Annotated in this window: 19 protein-coding genes and 1 tRNA gene; 6 read left to right on the forward strand and 14 right to left on the reverse strand. The window is 41.8% G+C overall.

What is annotated here, in order from left to right; all coding sequences use genetic code 11:
- Positions 1–75: 75 nt before the first annotated feature.
- The 6 genes from eno to rpoN all read right to left on the reverse strand — a co-directional run bounded on the left by eno (position 76) and on the right by rpoN (position 7,244).
- The gene (gene eno, locus IGJ17_RS12590) at positions 76–1,377 is read right to left on the reverse strand and encodes a surface-displayed alpha-enolase (protein WP_005234360.1); all 1,302 of its coding nucleotides are present in this window, start codon (positions 1,375–1,377) and stop codon (positions 76–78) included.
- A 112-nt stretch (positions 1,378–1,489) separates the two neighbouring features.
- A complete protein-coding gene (tpiA, locus tag IGJ17_RS12595; RefSeq protein WP_008380860.1) occupies positions 1,490–2,245 on the reverse strand; it encodes a triose-phosphate isomerase in 756 nt (251 codons plus the stop codon).
- Between the two features lie 63 nt (positions 2,246–2,308).
- Positions 2,309–3,499 carry a phosphoglycerate kinase gene (locus IGJ17_RS12600; RefSeq protein ID WP_008380859.1) on the reverse strand — a complete coding sequence of 397 codons (1,191 nt, stop codon included), beginning with the start codon at positions 3,497–3,499 and terminating at the stop codon, positions 2,309–2,311.
- A gap of 99 nt (positions 3,500–3,598) precedes the next feature.
- Positions 3,599–4,600: a type I glyceraldehyde-3-phosphate dehydrogenase gene (gap, locus tag IGJ17_RS12605; protein ID WP_420694341.1), complete on the reverse strand. Its 1,002-nt coding sequence runs from the start codon at positions 4,598–4,600 to the stop codon at positions 3,599–3,601.
- Positions 4,601–4,640: 40 nt separating this feature from the next.
- Positions 4,641–5,678, reverse strand: coding sequence for a sugar-binding transcriptional regulator (locus IGJ17_RS12610; protein WP_005228675.1), 1,038 nt, complete (start codon positions 5,676–5,678; stop codon positions 4,641–4,643).
- Positions 5,679–5,924: 246 nt separating this feature from the next.
- Positions 5,925–7,244 (reverse strand): RNA polymerase factor sigma-54, encoded by a 1,320-nt coding sequence (gene rpoN, locus IGJ17_RS12615; protein ID WP_420694340.1) that lies wholly within the window; start codon positions 7,242–7,244, stop codon positions 5,925–5,927.
- Positions 7,245–7,295: 51 nt separating this feature from the next.
- Between rpoN and IGJ17_RS12620 the strand changes: the two genes are divergently transcribed.
- A tRNA-Arg gene (locus tag IGJ17_RS12620) sits at positions 7,296–7,367 on the forward strand.
- Positions 7,368–7,531: 164 nt separating this feature from the next.
- On the opposite strand, the gene rpoE is transcribed toward IGJ17_RS12620, so the two are convergent.
- Both rpoE and IGJ17_RS12630 read right to left on the reverse strand, forming a co-directional pair.
- Positions 7,532–8,140 carry a DNA-directed RNA polymerase subunit delta gene (gene rpoE / locus IGJ17_RS12625; protein ID WP_005234347.1) on the reverse strand — a complete coding sequence of 203 codons (609 nt, stop codon included), beginning with the start codon at positions 8,138–8,140 and terminating at the stop codon, positions 7,532–7,534.
- Positions 8,141–8,224: 84 nt separating this feature from the next.
- Entirely contained in the window at positions 8,225–8,662 is a 438-nt protein-coding gene (locus tag IGJ17_RS12630; RefSeq protein WP_005234346.1) for a DUF1934 domain-containing protein, read from the reverse strand.
- Positions 8,663–8,883: 221 nt separating this feature from the next.
- On the opposite strand from IGJ17_RS12630, the gene IGJ17_RS12635 reads away from it, so the two are divergent.
- From IGJ17_RS12635 to yidA, 3 genes are read left to right on the forward strand one after another with little or no spacing between them, the layout of a single operon-like run.
- Entirely contained in the window at positions 8,884–9,705 is an 822-nt protein-coding gene (locus IGJ17_RS12635) for a lipoate--protein ligase family protein (RefSeq protein WP_420315335.1), read from the forward strand.
- A complete protein-coding gene (locus IGJ17_RS12640) occupies positions 9,689–11,059 on the forward strand; it encodes an HD domain-containing protein (RefSeq protein WP_008380856.1) in 1,371 nt (456 codons plus the stop codon). Before IGJ17_RS12635 ends, IGJ17_RS12640 begins: the two co-directional genes overlap by 17 nt.
- Before the next feature lie 9 nt (positions 11,060–11,068).
- Positions 11,069–11,887 carry a sugar-phosphatase gene (yidA, locus tag IGJ17_RS12645; RefSeq protein ID WP_016619757.1) on the forward strand — a complete coding sequence of 273 codons (819 nt, stop codon included), beginning with the start codon at positions 11,069–11,071 and terminating at the stop codon, positions 11,885–11,887.
- A gap of 42 nt (positions 11,888–11,929) precedes the next feature.
- On the opposite strand, the gene IGJ17_RS12650 is transcribed toward yidA, so the two are convergent.
- Positions 11,930–12,373: an NUDIX hydrolase gene (locus IGJ17_RS12650; RefSeq protein WP_005234342.1), complete on the reverse strand. Its 444-nt coding sequence runs from the start codon at positions 12,371–12,373 to the stop codon at positions 11,930–11,932.
- A gap of 147 nt (positions 12,374–12,520) precedes the next feature.
- Between IGJ17_RS12650 and gloA the strand changes: the two genes are divergently transcribed.
- Both gloA and IGJ17_RS12660 read left to right on the forward strand, forming a co-directional pair.
- Positions 12,521–12,895 carry a lactoylglutathione lyase gene (gene gloA, locus IGJ17_RS12655; protein ID WP_005234340.1) on the forward strand — a complete coding sequence of 125 codons (375 nt, stop codon included), beginning with the start codon at positions 12,521–12,523 and terminating at the stop codon, positions 12,893–12,895.
- A 76-nt stretch (positions 12,896–12,971) separates the two neighbouring features.
- A complete protein-coding gene (locus tag IGJ17_RS12660; RefSeq protein WP_008380852.1) occupies positions 12,972–13,685 on the forward strand; it encodes a gamma-glutamyl-gamma-aminobutyrate hydrolase family protein in 714 nt (237 codons plus the stop codon).
- A 72-nt stretch (positions 13,686–13,757) separates the two neighbouring features.
- On the opposite strand, the gene IGJ17_RS12665 is transcribed toward IGJ17_RS12660, so the two are convergent.
- The 5 genes from IGJ17_RS12665 to IGJ17_RS12685 all read right to left on the reverse strand — a co-directional run bounded on the left by IGJ17_RS12665 (position 13,758) and on the right by IGJ17_RS12685 (position 19,271).
- The gene (locus IGJ17_RS12665) at positions 13,758–15,011 is read right to left on the reverse strand and encodes an ABC transporter permease (protein ID WP_008380850.1); all 1,254 of its coding nucleotides are present in this window, start codon (positions 15,009–15,011) and stop codon (positions 13,758–13,760) included.
- Entirely contained in the window at positions 15,004–15,903 is a 900-nt protein-coding gene (locus tag IGJ17_RS12670; RefSeq protein ID WP_005234329.1) for an ABC transporter ATP-binding protein, read from the reverse strand. Before IGJ17_RS12670 ends, IGJ17_RS12665 begins: the two co-directional genes overlap by 8 nt.
- 17 nt (positions 15,904–15,920) lie before the next feature.
- A complete protein-coding gene (locus tag IGJ17_RS12675; RefSeq protein ID WP_005234326.1) occupies positions 15,921–16,601 on the reverse strand; it encodes a DUF2812 domain-containing protein in 681 nt (226 codons plus the stop codon).
- On the reverse strand, positions 16,588–16,914 hold the full coding sequence (locus IGJ17_RS12680) for a PadR family transcriptional regulator (protein ID WP_005234324.1): 327 nt from the start codon (positions 16,912–16,914) through the stop codon (positions 16,588–16,590). The genes IGJ17_RS12675 and IGJ17_RS12680 overlap by 14 nt, the downstream gene beginning before the upstream one ends.
- A gap of 122 nt (positions 16,915–17,036) precedes the next feature.
- Entirely contained in the window at positions 17,037–19,271 is a 2,235-nt protein-coding gene (locus tag IGJ17_RS12685) for a L,D-transpeptidase (protein ID WP_429961466.1), read from the reverse strand.
- Positions 19,272–19,426: the final 155 nt, after the last annotated feature.

The following is a 19,426-nucleotide window of genomic DNA, read 5'->3' on the forward strand; positions in this document are numbered from 1 at the left end:
AAAAAGCTCTGAAATCGCAGCAGCTGACTGTTAAATCAACCGCTGCTCTTTCAGAGCAAAGCAATAATCGAAAGATTATTTATTTTTTAAGTTGTAGAAAGCTTGCAAGCCTTTGTATTCAGCAACTTCACCAAGTTGGTCTTCGATACGTAGTAATTGGTTGTATTTTGCAATACGGTCAGTACGTGAAAGAGAACCAGTTTTGATTTGGCCAGCGTTTGTTGCAACAGCGATATCAGAGATTGTTGAATCTTCTGTTTCACCTGAACGGTGAGAAACTACTGCAGTGTAACCAGCTTCTTTCGCCATTTCGATAGCATTGAATGTTTCAGTCAATGTACCGATTTGGTTAACTTTGATAAGGATTGAGTTACCGATACCGTTTTTGATTCCTTTTTCAAGGATTTCAGTATTTGTAACAAACAAGTCATCCCCTACTAATTGAACTTTGTCGCCTAAGCGTTCAGTTAATAGTTTCCAACCATCCCAATCGTTTTCATCCATACCGTCTTCGATAGTGATGATTGGGTATTTGTTAACTAATTCTTCTAAGTAGTCAACTTGTTCAGCAGCAGTACGTTTTACGCCGTTTTCGCCTTCAAATTTAGAGTAGTCGTAAACACCGTTTTCGTAGAATTCTGATGATGCACAGTCAAATCCTAGGTATACATCTTTACCTGGTTCTAAACCAGCAGCTTTGATTGCTTCTAAGATTGTTTCAACACCGTCTTCAGTTCCTTCAAAACGAGGAGCGAAACCACCTTCGTCACCTACTGAAGTTTCTAAACCACGTTTAGACAAGATTGATTTCAAAGCGTGGAATACTTCAGTACCCCAACGTAAGCCTTCTTTGAATGTAGGTGCGCCTACAGGCAAGATCATGAATTCTTGGAAAGCGATTGGTGCGTCTGAGTGAGAACCACCGTTGATGATGTTCATCATAGGAGTTGGCAATACTTTTGTATTGAATCCGCCTAAGTAGTGGTATAAAGGTACTTCTAGGTAATCAGCAGCTGCACGAGCAACAGCGATAGAAACACCAAGAATCGCGTTTGCGCCTAATTTGCCTTTGTTAGGAGTTCCGTCTAAAGCGATCATTGCTTTATCGATAGCCATTTGGTCACGGACATCGTAGCCGATGATAGCTTCTGCAATGATGTTATTTACATTGTCAACTGCTTTCGTTACACCTTTACCGCCATAACGAGCTTTGTCGCCATCACGTAATTCAACTGCTTCGTGTTCACCTGTTGAAGCTCCTGAAGGAACCATTCCGCGGCCGAAAGCACCTGATTCTGTGTAGACTTCTACTTCGATAGTTGGGTTACCACGTGAGTCTAAGACTTCGCGTGCGTAAACATCAGTAATAATTGACATGTTTTGTCTCTCCTTTGAGTTTGTTTTATCTTAAGGGGAATACCCCTTGCGAACAACTTAATTGTAGTGAAAAAATCACGATTCTGCAAATGTTATTTTCATGAAAATGAAATTATTTTACAGCATCTAATAATGCTAGGAATGAATCAGCTTGCAAGCTTGCGCCGCCAACTAATGCTCCGTCAACATTTTCTTTTGCCATGTATTCAGCAATGTTTTCAGGTTTTACAGAACCGCCGTATTGGATACGCACGCTATCTGAAACTTCTTTGCCGTATAATTTTTCAACGGTTTTGCGGACAACGCCACAAATTTCGTCTGCGATGTTTGCATCCGCTGATTTACCAGTACCGATTGCCCAGATTGGTTCGTAAGCAATCACAAGATTACTTACTTGACCGTCTGTTAAACCGTCTAAGCCAGCAGTGATTTGTCCTTCGATCCACTCCGCTGTTTTGCCAGCTTCATAGGTTTCTAAAGATTCACCACAGCATAGGATTGGAATCATGCCGTTTGCAAAGATTGCTTTGGCTTTTTTGTTGATGTCTTCATCTGTCTCATGGAAGTATTCACGACGTTCTGAATGGCCGATGATGACATAGTCAACACCTAGATCTGCTAAAGCTGCTGGTGAAGTTTCGCCAGTAAAGGCACCTTCATTTTCCCAGTAGCTGTTTTGAGCAGCAATTTTTAATTCTGTTCCTTCAGCAGCATTCACTAATGTTTCTAAGAATAAAGCTGGCGAACCGATCACAGAGTCAACTGTCTCGTTGCTAGGAATTTTTGTTTTGACTGCTTCAGCAAATTCTTTTGCTTCTTTCGCAGTTTTGTTCATTTTCCAGTTTCCGGCAATAATTGGTTTGCGCATGTTCTGGCACTCCTTTTCGTTATCAAGCGTGCAAAGGAGATTCTTTGCACGGCTTGTCATTGATTATTTATCGTTGATCGCAGCTAGGCCAGGAAGTGTTTTTCCTTCTAGCAATTCAAGGCTGGCACCGCCACCTGTTGAGATGTGGGTAAATTTGTCAGCAAACCCTAATTGTTCTGCTGCAGCTGCAGAGTCACCGCCACCGATGATCGTTGTTGCATCTTCAAGGTTGGCAATTGCTTCACAAACACCAATCGTACCGTTTGCGAAGTTAGACATTTCAAACACACCCATAGGTCCGTTCCAAACGACTGTTTTTGCGCCTTTTAATGTTTCAGCAAACAAAGCGATGGTTTCAGGTCCGATATCTAAGCCCATTTGTCCTTCAGGAACATCACCAGTATGTTCTTCTGTTGGGACATCATTTGAAAATTCAGCAGCAGTGATTGAATCAACTGGTAATACTAATTTATCGCCAGCTTTTTCGATCAATTCTTTTGCTAATTCTACTTTATCTGCTTCCACAAGAGAATTACCGATTTCCATGCCTTTTGCTTTGTAGAACGTATACGTCATTCCGCCGCCGATCAAGATTTTGTCTGCTTTAGGAATCAAGTTTTCGATTACGCCGATTTTATCAGATACTTTTGCTCCACCAAGAATCGCGATCATTGGACGTTTTGGTTCTTCGACTGCTTCCCCGATGAATTTGATTTCTTTTTCCATTAAGAAACCAGCAACTGTTGGGATACCTGTTGAAGCGATCCCTACGTTTGAAGCGTGTGCGCGGTGTGCGGTACCAAAGGCATCATTTACAAAAACATCGCCTAAAGAAGCCCAGTATTTGCCTAGTTCAGGATCGTTTTTGCTTTCTTTTTTGCCATCGATGTCTTCGAAACGAGTGTTTTCAAAAACAACGACATCGCCATCTTGCATGTTGTTGATCGCTGTTTCTAATTTTTCGCCGCGGGTTTCATCAATGAAAGTTACTTCTTTGCCTAATAATTCGCCAAGACGTTTCGCAACTGGCGCTAAAGATTTTCCAGCTTTATCTGCTTCTTCTTTCACACGACCTAAGTGTGAGAAAAGAATTGCTTTTCCGCCGTTTTCGATCACATAATTGATTGTTGGTAATGCTGCTTTGATCCGTGTATCATCTCCGATCACTCCATCTTTCAATGGAACGTTGAAGTCCACACGTACAAGAACTTTTTTATCTTTTAAATCGATATCTTGAACTGTCATTTTAGCCATGAACAGATTCCTCCTAGCATAATTGTTAAAAAAAGCGGAGAAGCGCGATGCTTCCCCGCTTTCTCTTGCGATGGTTTAAATTAAAGTCGTTCGCAACTCTTATAGGTTAGCGAAGTATTCTAAAGTACGTACTAATTGTGCAGTGTATGACATTTCATTGTCGTACCAAGCAACAGTTTTAACTAATTGTTTGTCGCCAACAGTCATAACTTTTGTTTGAGTTGCATCAAATAATGAACCGAAAGTCATACCAACGATATCAGAAGAAACGATTTCGTCTGTGTTGTAACCGTAAGATTCGTTTGAAGCTTCTTTCATTGCTGCATTGATTTCATCAACAGTTACTTCTTTGTCAAGAACAGTAACTAATTCAGTTAATGAACCAGTTGCAACAGGAACACGTTGAGCAGCACCATCTAATTTGCCGTTCAATTCTGGGATTACTAAGCCGATCGCTTTAGCAGCACCAGTTGAGTTAGGCACGATGTTTGCAGCAGCAGCACGGGCACGGCGGAAGTCACCTTTAGGGTGTGGTCCGTCTAGAGTCATTTGGTCACCTGTGTAAGCGTGGATTGTAGTCATTAATCCTTCAATCACACCAAATTTGTCGTTCAATGTTTTCGCCATAGGAGCTAAACAGTTTGTTGTACATGAAGCACCAGAGATAACTGTTTCTTCACCTGTTAAAGTTTCATGGTTTGTGTTGTAAACGATTGTTGGAACATCGTTTCCACCAGGAGCTGAGATAACTACACGTTTTGCACCAGCTGTTAAATGTTTTTCAGCAGCTGCTTTAGAAGTGAAGAATCCAGTACATTCTAACACGATTTCAACACCTAGTTCGCCCCAAGGCAATTCTTCAGGGTTGCGGTTAGCTAAAACTTTGATTTCGTTTCCGTTCACATTGAATGAACCTTCGTGAACTTCAACTGTACCGTTGAAACGTCCTTGTGTTGTATCATATTTTAACAAGTGAGCTAACATTTTAGCGTCTGTTAAGTCATTGATAGCCACAACTTCGATTCCTTCTACTTCTTGGATACGACGAAATGCTAAGCGTCCGATACGTCCAAATCCATTAATACCTACTTTAACTGTCATTTAAGATTTCCTCCTTATGAAAATCATAAAAATATTTATTTTAAAGGGTTGCCCCTTTTAAAATCTCATTTGCGCAAGCTTCATCGGTGATGAGCCAGGTTTGTTTTGGTGCATTTTTCATGTATGCATTGACCGCTTTGGCTTTTGATTGTCCGCCAGCGACCGCAAAAATGATTGGGACTTTTTGTAAATCTTTTAATTGAAGTCCGATTCGAGGAACTTTGTAAACGACCTCGCCTGCTTCGTTAAAGAAATACCCAAAGGATTCTGCAACTGCATTTTTTTGTTTCAACATCAGAATTTCTTGTTCTGACATTTTTCTTCGAGCCGCCATATGCAACGCCCGTCCAATACTATGAATAACACAATTTGCTTGACTTATCAAGTTTAAGACATCAACGATGGCGGGTTCTTTCAAGAGGAACTCGTAGGTGTTCATGCTTAATTGTTCTGGTACAAACAAGGAGCGATAATCGCCATTTGTCTGCATTGCCATCACTGAGCTGACAGAGTTTGCTTGCACGTTGACTGATTCTCCGATACCGCCACGGGCTGGAACAAACAAGTTATGACGTTTGGCGGTTTCCAAGTTACCCAATTCCTCGGCAACTTTCGCCATTGTCGTCCCTCCCATTACTGCGATGGTGTTTTTGCCTTCTGGCAATAAGAGATCCAACGATTCATTCAGCAACTGGCCAAATTCAGCAATAACTTTCGGTTGTCGATCACCATCGCCGCTCGCAATCAAACAACGTTCGATGCCAAAGGTCTCTGATAATCGTTTCTCGATTTGGTGCATTCCGAACAGCTGATCCATCAGTGCACCAATCTTCGTGTACACTTCTTCTCCGTAGGCGGTCAATTGCATGCCGCTTTTTGAAGAGTCGATCAGTTTCAGCTTTTTAAGGATATCTGTTTCCGTCCTCAACACGCGTTCCGTCATTGATAAACTTTCCGAAAGTGTCCGGCGGCCAACGGGCTGCATCCAATAAATATTTCTTAAGATACGGTAACGTTCCTGGAGTACAGCGAGAATATCCGGGGTGATTGCCTCAATCAATTTTAATTCATCGAGCATTTTATATCCTCCCGTTGGACAATTTTCGTCCTACAATGACTTAAAATGACCCATCGATTGCAAAAAAAATTTAAATCTGTTTCCTACACCAATAATAGTAGCACTTATCGCCTTGATACGCAACTATTTCAGTCACAAAATCTTGCTTTTCATAAAATCGTCATAATTTGAAAAAGAGGAAAGGATCGATAAAAAAAGGAAAGGCTTTGCTGCCTTCCCTACTCATCGTTAATAGTAAGTTTTGCTTTACTCGAATCGTTTCCGCTTGGAAGAACCAGGGATATTCATGGCTTCACGATACTTTGCCACCGTTCGTCTAGAAATATCGATGCCTTGGGCTTTGAGGGCATCTGTCAACTTTTGGTCTGACAATGGTTTGTTTTTATTTTCTTCATCGATCAGTGCTTTTAGCTGCTGTTTGATCGATGCCGTCGTCAGGTCATCACCGCTTTCTTGCGTCGAAACTTTCTGTCCAAAGAATAGTTTTAATTCAAACACCCCAAAGGAGGTCTCCAAGTATTTCCCATTGACTGCCCGGCTGACCGTTGATTCATGAATTCCTAATTCTTCGGCAACTTCTCTTAAAACCAATGGCTTTAATGGTCGATCTGGTTGAGTGAAAAACTCCTTTTGCCGCGCAACGATCTGCACCCCGACACGATAGATGGTATCCCCTCGTTGCAGCAAGGTCTTCTTTAACCACTCGAACTCTTGGGCTTTATTGTCTAAATAACTTAAGACTTCTGGATCACCGCTTTGCTTCAATTGGTCAAAGTACTGCTGCTGAAAGCGAACCTCTGGTAAGGCGCGTTTGTTTGATTTAACGATCGGTTGTCCTTTTTCAACCGTCACTCGCAGGTCAGGAACGATGTAAAGCCCATCGGTCGACCCAAACGCCGCCCCTGGTGTGGGGGTCAATGTTTGAACATAATCAAAGACCTTTTGAATCTCAGTTAATGGAATCTGCAGCGCTTTGCTGATTTTGTCCCACTTGCGCTCTGCCATTTCCGTGAAGAATTCTTCTAAAATGAGATAAGCCATTGGCGGCGCATAGTCATCTCTTTCCGTTTGCAGCATCAAACACTCTCTTAGATCACGAGCACCGACTCCTGCCGGATCCAGTTGCTGGATCAAGGTTAAAGCATCAAGCATTTGGATCGGCGTCCCCCCGACAAGCTTCCCAGCTTCTTCCAAATTAATCGTCAAAAAGCCGTTTAAATCAATGTACTCGACTAAAAATAAAACGATCGTCCGCAAAAAGGTGTCGCGGTAATTTAAATGAACTTGATCAATGAGGTGTTCGAATAAAGACGTGTGCTGATCAGGGATCTGGCTTAAGTAATCCATCAATTGTTCTGACGAGCCGCTGCTCTTGCTTGGTGTGATGGGCGAATCATATTCCCCCAGATCAATCAACGGATTTTCTAATGCCTGGTTATCTATGAAGGACAATAATTCATCTGCAGAAAATTGCAGCACTTGGATCGATTGCTGTAATTTCTGCGTCATAGCAAGCTTTTGCGTCTGTTTTTGTTGTTGTGAAAATTGCTGTTGAAATTTCATCATTCTACCTCTTGTTTTTTTCACTGAAATTGGTTAAACTAATATTTGTGCTTCGCGCCTTTAGTGTAGTGGATATCACGTAAGATTCCGGTTCTTGAGACGGGGGTTCGATTCCCTCAAGGCGCGTTTTTTCTTTTCGTTACAAGTATACTCGATTCAAATCAATAATTCAAAAGCACTTAGGGACCGCTGATGCGGTTCCTTTTTTATTTGTATCTATGTAAGAAGGCGAACTCGTCCTTCAACGATTAAAAGCTGCTTACAGCCATAAGGCGAAAAAAAGAAGAGGATTACTCCTCTTCTTCCTCTTCATCCGCAAAATCATCTTCATCATCGTCATCGATAATGGTTAGATCTTCCTCAATGCTGTCAGGTAATTCTTCTTCATCATCGGTGCTATTGTCGGCGCCGATTTCTTGCAAGTCTGAATTGTATGCCGAGATTTCTTCATCCTCGTCATCATCATCATCAAAGAGATCATCTTCTTCGTCATCTGACAAATCAGTATCCTCAGGATCATCATCGTTATAATCGATTGCATCTTCATCATCGTTGATAAAGGCATTGACTTTTTTACGTTTGCGACGACGTGGTGTATCTTCATCCTCGTCTTCGATGCCATGGTTGACTTCTTCATCGATCGAATCAATGGCGTACCATGAACGTAAGCCCCAACGATTGTCGCCTAAAGAAATAAAACTACCGTCGATATTCAAGTCTGTATAAAACTGCGCCAATGAATCACGAATCTCGCTGTCTGAAGTTTCAAGATAGTTTTGAATTTGGTTGACCAAATCAGAAAAATCCATCACGTCACCGCGCTGCTCTAAAATCGCATGGGCAACTTCAATCATCGACAATTCGTTTTTATTTACACCTTCAAATACATTAATTTCCAAACGGGACACGTCCTTTCACAGTCTACTCCTAATCATACAAAATTACGTCTCAAATTGCAATTTTTTCTTTCAATTTCCCTTTGATTAAGCGGTAAATTCTAAAGACAGTTTGTATTCGCCGACTTTGTCAGCAGCCATGAACAAGTCATAATCGATATCGATCTTTCCCGAGTATGGACGGTCTTTCAAGCTAACGTGCAAGTGATTGGTGAAGGTGTGGAACATCATCAAGCCATACGGGGTTTGATAACTCGTCTCTAAACGTTCCTTATAAGAAAATTTCAAGCGCATGCGCATTTCCCCTGAGCGAATCAATTGAATCAATCCGTCTGGCATAATTTTCATCGTAACGGGAATGTCGGTGCCGTCTGGCTGGATCTCTTTGTAACGGAGATATAAGGTATCACCGATCTTGACTGCTTGTCCTTGCAGATCAAACAGAAAGTTCTCTGTTTCCCCTGCTTGACGTACATTGGTTGTTAAATGAATCGAGATTGGGATTCCTTTTGATAATTCTTGCATGTACGTGTGCCTCCTTTGAAGATTTCAGTTTCATTCTTGCTTTTTTTCATTCGTTTGTCAATCATTTCAGTTGATTCTCCTTAGTCTATTTCTTCATTGAAAATAAAAAACGAAAACAATAGCAAGTTTTCATTCTTTTCTCCAAGTAATTTTCCAAGAATCGTATATAATAAGGATAACAGGTATTTTAAAGGAGTTTAACCGATTTGACTATCTATGTAATGGATCAAACCTTACCACGTATCCACAATCCTTATGAGCCGTTTGCCTTCACCGATGTTGCCACCGAAGTTGCTGGCAAACAGGAACAAGTTTATTGTCATTTTTGGCAGTTGTCCGATACGATGATTTTAGGCATGAAAGATACCCGGCTGCCTTTTTTGACAGATGGTCTGCAGGTTTTGAAAGAAGCTGGCTATGCCACGATCATCCGCAACTCAGGGGGGCTTGGCGTAATTAATGATGCCGGTATTTTGAATGTCTCCCTCATCTTCCCTAAACATTTGGCTGCCACCACAGATGCAGCCTATGAAATGATGGCGACATTGCTGCAAACCGCCTTTCCTGAGCGGACAATTTTGGCTTATGAAATTGCTGACTCGTATTGCCCAGGCACCTATGACCTGAGTATTGATGGGAAAAAAATTGCTGGTACAGCACAACGACGAATCAAAGACGGCGTGGCTGTCATGATGTATCTGAGTGTCAACGGCGACCAACCAGCCCGCGGCTCTCTCGTTCGTCGTTTTTACCAAGCAGGTTTGAAAGAGCGCTTTGGTACAGATGGCTATCCAGTCGTCAATCCTGCGAGCATGACCACTTTAGAAGCGGCCCTCGGCCGTAAGTTTACCACACACGAGGTGACTGACCGCTTGCAAAAAGCCCTGCTTTCCTTGATCACAGACCAATCCCTATATCCGCTTGAATCACTGGATCAATGGCTGACAGAAAATAACCTTAGCGAACAAATGCAGCAACGCTTAGCTGGCATGGAAAAGCGAAACCAACCAATAAAGGAGTTTAGCGATGAGCCTACCATATAAATATCAAACCTTAGCGATAGAAAAAGTATTTCGTGATCCTGTTCATAACTATGTCCATGTACAGCACCAAGTGATTTTAGATTTGATCAATTCCAAAGAAGTGCAGCGTTTGCGGCGCATCAAACAGCTGGGAACTGCTTCCTTTACCTTTCACGGAGCAGAACATAGCCGCTTTTCTCACTCCTTGGGCGTTTATGAAATCAGCCGTCGCATTTGCGATATTTTCCAACGCAATTATTCCCTTGAAAAAGTCGGACCAAACGGCTGGGATGATAAAGAGCGTTTAGTGACCTTGTGTGCAGCATTGCTTCATGATGTGGGCCACGGACCATACTCCCACACCTTTGAGCACATTTTCCATACAGACCATGAAGCCATCACAGTGGCGATCATTACTTCTCCTGAAACGGAAGTTCATCAGATATTGAACCGAGTGGAAGCTGGATTTCCTGAGAAAGTCGCAAGTGTTATCACTAAAACTTATCCAAATCCTCAAGTCGTTCAAATGATTTCTAGTCAAATCGATGCTGATCGGATGGACTACTTGCTGCGCGATGCTTATTTTACCGGCACTGAATACGGCACGTTTGATCTGACCCGAATTTTACGAGTGATTCGTCCGTACGAAGGCGGTATTGCTTTTTCTATGAATGGCATGCACGCTGTGGAGGACTACATCGTCAGTCGTTACCAGATGTATGTGCAAGTTTATTTCCATGCGAGTTCTCGAGGGATGGAAGTGATCTTAGCCCATTTGCTGGATCGAGCTGCAGAACTGTATCAAGTGGATTCAGAATTGTTTCAAGGCCATTCGCAGCTGCTTCTCCCATTTTTAAAACAAGAATTCACCTTAGATGAATACTTGAAACTCGACGATGGCGTTCTGAATACCTACTTTACCCAATGGACGGAAGAAAATGATCCGATCCTCAGCGATTTGGCCAAGCGGTTCTTAAATCGTAAACCGTTGAAATCCGCCCGCTTTGACGATGAGACGCAGTTGCCGATGATTGAAGAAATGCAGGGACTGGTGGAAAAAGTCGGCTTCAATCCCCGCTATTATACTGCCATCAATTCAAGCTTCGATCTGCCTTATGATTTTTATCGGCCGACTTCAGGCAAACATCGGACACAAATCGAATTACAGGAAAAAGATGGTTCCCTTGTGGAATTATCCCAAGCCAGTCAGCTAGTTGCAGCTTTAGCGGGACAAACCCAAGGTGACCAACGCTTTTATTTTCCAAAAGAAATGATTGACCCCAACATCCAAAATCACTATGATTTATTTGGAGAGACGTATCAAGAGTTTGCCAAGCACATTCGCAATGGTGCTTTGATCAAACCAAGCCACTAGGAGGAACTTATGAGTATCAAATTGATCGCCATCGATATCGATGGTACCCTGTTGAACAACGACCGCAAGATCACCCCAGCCGTTTACAAGGCATTGAAAGACGCTGAAAAGCAAGGTGTACGCATCGTTTTGTGTACGGGACGCCCTTTAACTGGTGTCCAAGATTTATTAAAGGAACTAGACTTATTTACGGACAATGATTTCGTTATTACTTATAATGGCTCTTTGGTTCAAAAAACCAAAAACCAAGAGATCATCTCTGAATTCGGCTTGTCCCAAGATGACTATCTCTTTGTTGAGATGACTGCGAGAAAATTAGGGGTTCATCTTCATGTAGAAACCGAAGATACCATGTATACCGCTAACCGCGATATCAGTCCTTATACGATTTATGAAGCCTTCTTAGTCAACATGCCATTGAAATATCGGACACCAGAAGAAATGACTGCTGACTTGAATATCATCAAAATGATGATGATCGATGATCCCGAAATACTTGATCAGATCATCCCACAATTGCCGAGCAGTTTGACGGACAATTACAATGTGGTCAAAAGTGCTCCTTACTTCTTGGAAGTTCTAAATAAACAAGCCCATAAAGGGGCTGCTGTCAAAAAATTGGCGGAGCACTTAGGCATCAAACAAGAAGAAGTCATGGCGATCGGCGATAACGAAAATGATTTAACCATGGTGGAATACGCTGGTATCGGTGTGGCGATGGCCAATGCCACTGAAAACGTGAAAAATGCCGCAGATGTCCTAACTGCATCAAACGAAGAAGACGGTGTGGCAGAAGTAATCAACAAGTATGTTTTAGCAAATAACTAAGTGTAAAAGGCAGGTTTCCTTTTTATCGGAAGCCTGCCTTTTTTATTTTGCCAACCATTGTTCAACTGCCCATTTATGGCTGCCGCGTTTCAATCGCTGAATCGCTTCTTCTGGCGTATGCCATGACAACTGATTGGTTTCTTCTGTCGGTTCACAGACTTTTTTCCATTTGGTCATTAAATAGAAATAGCCGGGATGATGGTAAAATGTATCGCGATGGCGTGAATAGAAGTATTCAACTGCCTCCCCTAAATAGGCAGCGATCTCCCCTTCAAATCCAAGTTCTTCTATTAATTCTCGCTGGATCGCTTCTTCTTTGGTCTCATTTGGTTCAATTTCACCGCCTGGTAAAAAATAGGCGCCATTGGGTGCTTGTACCAAGATCACTTCATTTTTTTCATTTGGAAGAACGACATACGCGCCATATCTTGATTTGTATGGTTTCCCCGCTTCTTTTTCCCCGAACACAATTTCCTTTTCTGGCATGATTCCCTCCACCAACACTTTCTTTCCATTTTACCCTATGCCAATAGTCTGGACAAGCTGGAAATAACGCTCTGTTGTCTTTTATTCGTTATAAAATGAGAAAATATGTTATCATACAACTATCAAGATCGAAAGGATGATTTACCCATGAAAATGGCTCACACTTGTGTCCGCGTCAAAGACTTAACGGCTTCTCTAGATTTTTATCAAACTGCCTTTGGTTTTGAAGAATCTCGCCGTCGTGATTTTCCTGAACATCAATTTACTTTGGTTTACTTAACATTGCCTGGAGATGACTACGAGCTAGAGTTGACATATAACTATGACCATCCTGGCTATGAGTTAGGCGACGGCTATGGCCACATCGCCATCAGTACCGATGATCTAGAAGCGCTTCATGAGAAGCACCAAGCTGCCGGATTTGACGTCACTGACTTGAAAGGACTACCAGGGACTTCTCCATCTTACTATTTTGTGAAAGATCCTGATGGTTATAAAATCGAAGTTATTCGCGAAAAATAAAGCGAAGATGCTCGAAAAAAGGACCTCGTGTCCTTTTTTCTTTTCGTTCCATTTACTTATAGAAAGGTTTGATCAAATGAAACCCATTATCGGCATCGCTGCTAATGAACGGCCAATGATTGAAGAAGCAGAACATTGGTTGTCCTATACACCCAAAAATTTTGTCACCCATATCCAACAAGCCCAAGGCATTCCCCTAATATTACCAATGGGTGTCGTGGAAGATGCTGCGACTTACATCAGCAAAATCGATAAACTCTTGTTAGCCGGTGGTCATGATGTCTCCCCTGATCATTATGGCGAAGATCCTCATCCTTTGATTCAAGGCATTCATCCTGATCGTGATGTCTTTGAATTGGCATTGATCAAAGAAGCAGTGGCTCAAAACAAACCCATCTTTGGAATCTGCCGCGGCATGCAGTTACTAAATGTCGCATTTGGTGGGAGTTTGTACCAAGATCTCTCTTTGATCGATCACCCAACGATCAAACACGTGCAATTACCAACGTTCTTTCAATTCCCTACACATCGGGTGGAAATCAAGGCAGACAGTCGTTTGGCTGCTCTTTTAGGCACAACCTATCAAGTCAATTCTTTTCATCACCAAGCAGTCAAAACAGTTGCAGATGATTTCAATGTGACCGCCACCGCTCCTGATGGTGTTGTTGAAGCCATAGAATCCACCGCCTATGGCGCACCGATCTTAGGCATTCAGTGGCATCCTGAGCTAGCCGCTCACAAGCTGCCTTCTGAGCAATCGATCTTCGACTTTTTTGTGCAGGAATTCTAAAGGCCTGCACCTTGTTTTCTAGATTCTAGCCAATAAAAAACGCCCGATCACAAAAAGGATCGGGCGTTTTTTTTATTTCTCATTTTTCATTAACACCAGTGATTGTTTCAACGTTGCCAAGATGCCATTGTCGTTATAGATCAAGACATTTGATTTGTACATTTTTGCAGAAACCAGCATCAGGACGATCGTGGTAACAGCAAGGATCCCTACTGAAATCAACGCTCCGCCAATCCCCACTGTATCATTAGCAAGCCGTACTGGCATAATATACGAGGACAAGAATGGGATATAAGAAGTTACTCGTAAAACAACGTTATGCGGATCCATACCGCCTAGTACGATTCCTAGCATATACCCGCCCAACGAAAGATACGTCACTGGAATAATGGCTTTCGCCGTATCTTCTGCTTTGTTCACTAACGACCCGCAAAGGGCTGACAAGACAGAATAGATCAAGATTCCTAAGAAGACGAAAACGATCGCAAACACGAGGAAAGGACCAAAAATGCCATCTGATGAAAAACTTGCCAATAAGTCTTTTACCATGGAGTTGTCCTTGATCCAGAAATAACTCCCGCCAAAAATCGCAACATACGCAACTAGCTGGGTCGCTGCAACCATGATCACCCCAGTTAATTTGGCGTAGTAATGGGTTTGTGCACGCGTACTAGACAAAATGACTTCCATAATGCGCGTTCCTTTTTCAGAAGCAATTTCTTGCGCAATGATTTGTGCGTAAGTGATGATAAAGAAAAAGAGAACGATTGTTGCGATGGTACTAACTGCTGCTTGCATCGCGGTATTATCTTCTCCATAGGTCATTTCGCCACCTTCACTGAAGGAAACTTTTTGCCGGTCAAGCGGTGCAACTTCACTAAGAACTGCCACTTGCTCAGCAGTCAAACCAAGCTCGCTAGCTCGAAAGGATGACTGCAAGCCCGTCAATAATTGTTGGATCGTCAGCTCTAAAGCTTGCCCCATTGAGGACTCGCTTAATAATTCCCCTTGCAGCGTATCCCCTGAAGCAGTAATAACTAACAAGGCATCAGCATCTTTGTCAGCCAACTGTTGTTGTCCTTGTTCTTCGCTTTCCACAACTTCAAATTCATAATCATCGCTACTTTGCTCCACAAAGGTCTGCGCAATGGCTGGTTCATTCGCATAAACGACAATTTTATCCACACTGCTCATACCATCGGCAAAGTAACTAATCAGATAAAATCCGCCCATTGCAATGAATGGAACCAATATCATAATCAAAAACGAAATTGATTTGATATTTTTCTTATAAACATCTAATGCGATTACCCAAAACTTATTCATTTGTTTTTCCTGCCTTCCGCTTAAAGATTTCTTCTAACGTTGGCGGTTGTTGATTGAACATAGGGATATAACCATCCGCCGTCGCTAAATCAAATAAGGTTTTTCCTACTGCAGGATCAGCGATCGTAATATCATAGCTGCCGTCTTCTCTGGCAATGACTTCCTCAACACCTGCCACTGCCAAAAGCTGTTCTTTCGTCAAATTAGACTCCAAATAAACTTTCGTTCGTCCAAAGGATTCACGAATTTCATGGACCTTTCCGTTTAAGACAGTTTGACCATCCCTTAGCATAATCAAGTGGTCACAGATTTTTTCTACGTTATCCATATTATGACTGGAGAAGATGACACAAGAGCCATTTTTTTTCAGTTCAATGATCCCGTTTTTCAACAGTTCCGCGTTGACTGGGTCTAAGCCACTAAACGGTTCATCTAGAATCACTAATTTTGGTTCATGGATCAACGTTGAAATTAGCTGAACTTTTTGCTGATTTCCTTTTGATAAAGATTTGACTTTATCAGTTTTCTTGCCTTTGACTTTAAACTTGTCCATCCAATAGTCGATTTTGGGTACGATGTCTTCTTTCTTTTTGCCACGTAAACGCGCGAAGTAGATCAATTGATCTTCAATCGTGACTTTTGGATACAAGCCGCGTTCTTCTGGCAGATAGCCAATAAGATTGTATTCTTTTTCACTAATTTTGTGACCATCCCATAATACTTCTCCTTGATCGGCTTTCAAAAAATCCAAGATCAATCGGAATGTCGTCGTTTTTCCTGCTCCGTTTTGACCAATTAATCCCATAATCTGACCATCATTGATGGTAAAAGACAATTGATCGACTGCTGTATAATCCCCAAATGTTTTTACTAGCTGTTTTGCTTCTAACACATGCTCACCTTCCCTGTCTAATAAAATATGTCACTAAAGAAAAAACCGATAATGGCACCAACGATTGCTCCTGCAACCATCAAGATGATAGAGTCGCGGATCACCCGTTGACGTTTCGCCAGTTTCTCTGGTTCATTGTAATAACTTGCTCGATTTTTGTATAAAAATTTCATCAAAATCGTGGTCAATCCTACCCCTATCGGAATAAATACTAGCCCAGTAATCAATCCTAGCCCAAAGGACCAAAAGGGATTTGTACGAATATTGAAATAACGAATGGAAAAATAAATCACTGCTAAAATTGCTAAACTGACCACTGAAAACAGAATCGATTTTTTCATCAAATAGCGCGTCTCATTATCGATTCGTTCTTGATAGCTTTCTTGATCGCTGAAAATCGCTGGTGTATCCGGAGATGCTTTAAAATAAAAATACCGATCTTTATAATTGCTGATATAGGTCCAGCCCCCAGCTTGATACATCGCTAGGTAATCAACGATCTCAGAAGGATCTCCTTCGAAAAAGTCCACTGCATATTTGGTCGTTTCCGATTTTCCTTTGATAAACTTCAAAAACCCTAACCGATTCATCTTCACAAAATGCCAGCCCATTGACGCTTGTTTTTGTAAACGAACCATTTCCTTTTCCGGATAATAGGCGACTCCAAGAGAAAGAAGATATTTCTTATTGATGCCCATCTTGTTCCCCTCCTAACGCTTCGAAGACCTGTTCTCCGATTTGATAAAATAGTTTGCGTCGCTGAATATCTTTCTCCAGAACCTGTCTTCCTTCTGGTGTAATCTGATAGATTTTTTTTCGATCGACGCTTTCTTCTAAATCGATCCACCCCTTTTTCGTCAGCTTTTTCAAAATCGTATACATCGTCGCGGGGCCAATCTCAAATGTTCCTTGGCTTAGCTCATGGATTTGTTTCATAATGACATACCCATGTTTTGGCTTTAAAAGCGCTAATAAAATCAAATAGGTTGAATCTGTCAATGCCTCATCCATTTGATTCCTCCATCCCACTAACTATATCACTTAATGATATATTATCGAATGATATAGCCAGCGTCAATCTTTTTTTTTGGAAAATAAAAGCCGTCTCCGTTGACGGAAACGACTTTTGATCATTAATTAGCAATTTTGACAGGCGTATTATAAGGCATGTTATAGTAAAACCATTTGGCATCCGGCACTGCTAATCGAATACAGCCATGAGAAGCCCGAGTGCCTAATTTTCGTCCTTCAACGGAACTAAAAGCATTGGTGGACCAAGCGATACTCGTTGGGATCGTATGGAATAAATAGACCCCATGGTCTTTAAAGGAACGGTAGTAGGCGGCTCCTGAAAAAGCTAAGCCTTTTTCTGCTTGGATGCGAAAATTCCCTAAAGGTGTTGGTGTATTGAAGGCACCGGTCGAGCAAAGCATCGTATAAATTACTTTATTCCCTGATTTGATATAAACCCGCTGTTTGCTGATGGATACTTCAATATTTAAGTTTTGAACGTTTAATGAAGGATATTTTCCTCCAGTAGTATACATCCAAAAGTTACTATTTACATTTGTGGTTTGATTTTCCTTGACCCAACCGATTCGACCGGCTGGCGAAACGAGATACAGGTAGTTGCCATCACTCGTTTTTGCTAGTTTGGTCGCTTGTGCCATATACCCTCTGTAGGCACTCTTTTTCCCAAGTTTCGTACTATTTGGATCAGCTTTTTCAAAGAAATTGCCATCCCCATTCTTGACGACCACGTAGCGGCTAATGTTGCTTTGAGAGGTGATCGTATGGGCATTAGTCACCCCACTTGCATTGATGTAACCCAGCCACTTGTTATTGAGATAAAGTGAATAGTAGGTGGAGCCGTTGAAATGTTGATATTTCCCAGTAACTTGAATATTCTTGTTCATATAATCAGCGCTGCTGCCTTTTTTCTTCGCAAAAGCTAAATCTTGCCATAAGGTATAATTCTTACTTTTTAGGCGGACTGTGCGTTTTTCACTTTGCCAAGTACCGCCTTGATTGTTGGCAACCGTTGCTGCATCGGCATTTAAGTAGCCGATCCATTTTCCGTTAGCATCATAAAGGGACAAGTAGACACCGCCATTGACATGGTTATATCTTCCTTTTGCAAGATAGGTTTTTCCCGCTAATTTCGTTGTAGTATTTTTCTTACTCGACCAACGGAAATTCCCCCAAATCGTGTAATTTTTCTTGGTCAATGTCACATATTTTCCGTAGGATTGATAGGCACCTTGTGCATCCGTCGTTAGCTTAACACCCGAGGCATTGATATAGCCTAGCCATTTATTGTTATTTGTATAAAGGGAATAGTACGTCGACCCATTCAAGTGACGATATTTCCCAGTAACTTTGACTGTTTTGCCATTTAAAGCGGCTGTCGTTCCTTTCTTCGCTGTCCAATTAAAATTTTGCCATAGCGTATAATTCCCGCTGATGATCGTGGCATATTTTGATTCAGACTGCCATGCACCACCAGGAGTTGTCGCTAACTTAACACCGGCGGCTTTTATCCAACCGATGAGAACATTTTTATTTGAATACAATGCGTAATAGGCTACGTTATTATTCGTCGTGAATATTTCTTTGATTTCAAAGGTTTGACCATTAATGCTTAAAGAGGTGCTCGTTTTTTTATCTAAAAACACATCTTGCCAAATCGGTTCTTTCGCACTTGTGATGGTTGCATATTTCTTCTCGGTTTTGAAGGTTCCGCCGGCAACTTTCACTGCTGCTTCTGCTACGACACCGATAACCTTTTGATCGTCGCGAATTTCAAGATAGGTCTGCTTATCGTTATCTTGATACCGTTTGACACTACGGTATACCTTGCCAGCTAGTTCATCGATCGTTCCTTGTTCGATCAATTGGCCATTTTCTAAACGGTAAAGGATTTTGTGTGTTTCTGGATCCGTTGCTACGACCGGCTTGATTTTTACATATTGGTTTTTATCTGCAACTGGTTCAACATCAATGTTCCCAAGTTCTGGTTCTTCCGAAGTTTCTTCCGTCGATTGAGTAGATGAGTCTTGGGTGGCCTCGGTCTGACTGGTCTCAGTCGTAGCCGTGCCAGTACTTGACGTTGTTTCTGATGAAGAGGTAGACGTTGATGAGGACTCTGTTGTCGAACTTGACTCTATACTTTCAGTGCTGGCCTCTTGAGATGATGCTGCGCTTTCTTCTGAGAAACTTTCTGACGTAGTCTCTTGCGCAGCGAAAGAAGCTGTTGTCGAATCTCCTTCATTTGCTGCATAGACTTGTGTGATCGTTCCTACGATGGGTGCGACCAGTACCCCAACAATCGCAACGCCTTGAAGCAACCCACGTTTCAACTTTTTCATTTTTATTCCCCCTTTAATCCTATTTTGGTATCACTTTCTTACTATATTAACAAGATATTTTTTAGTGCCACTCCCCACTTTAAGTATACCACTGCCTAATAGAAAATTTGAAAAAAACGTCCCCAAAATAAAAAAAGCAATAGCCACTTTCGGCT

Source organism: Enterococcus sp. DIV1096b (genome assembly GCF_050498765.1).
In the GTDB taxonomy this organism is placed as follows: Bacteria; Bacillota; Bacilli; order Lactobacillales; family Enterococcaceae; genus Enterococcus_D; species Enterococcus_D entomosocium.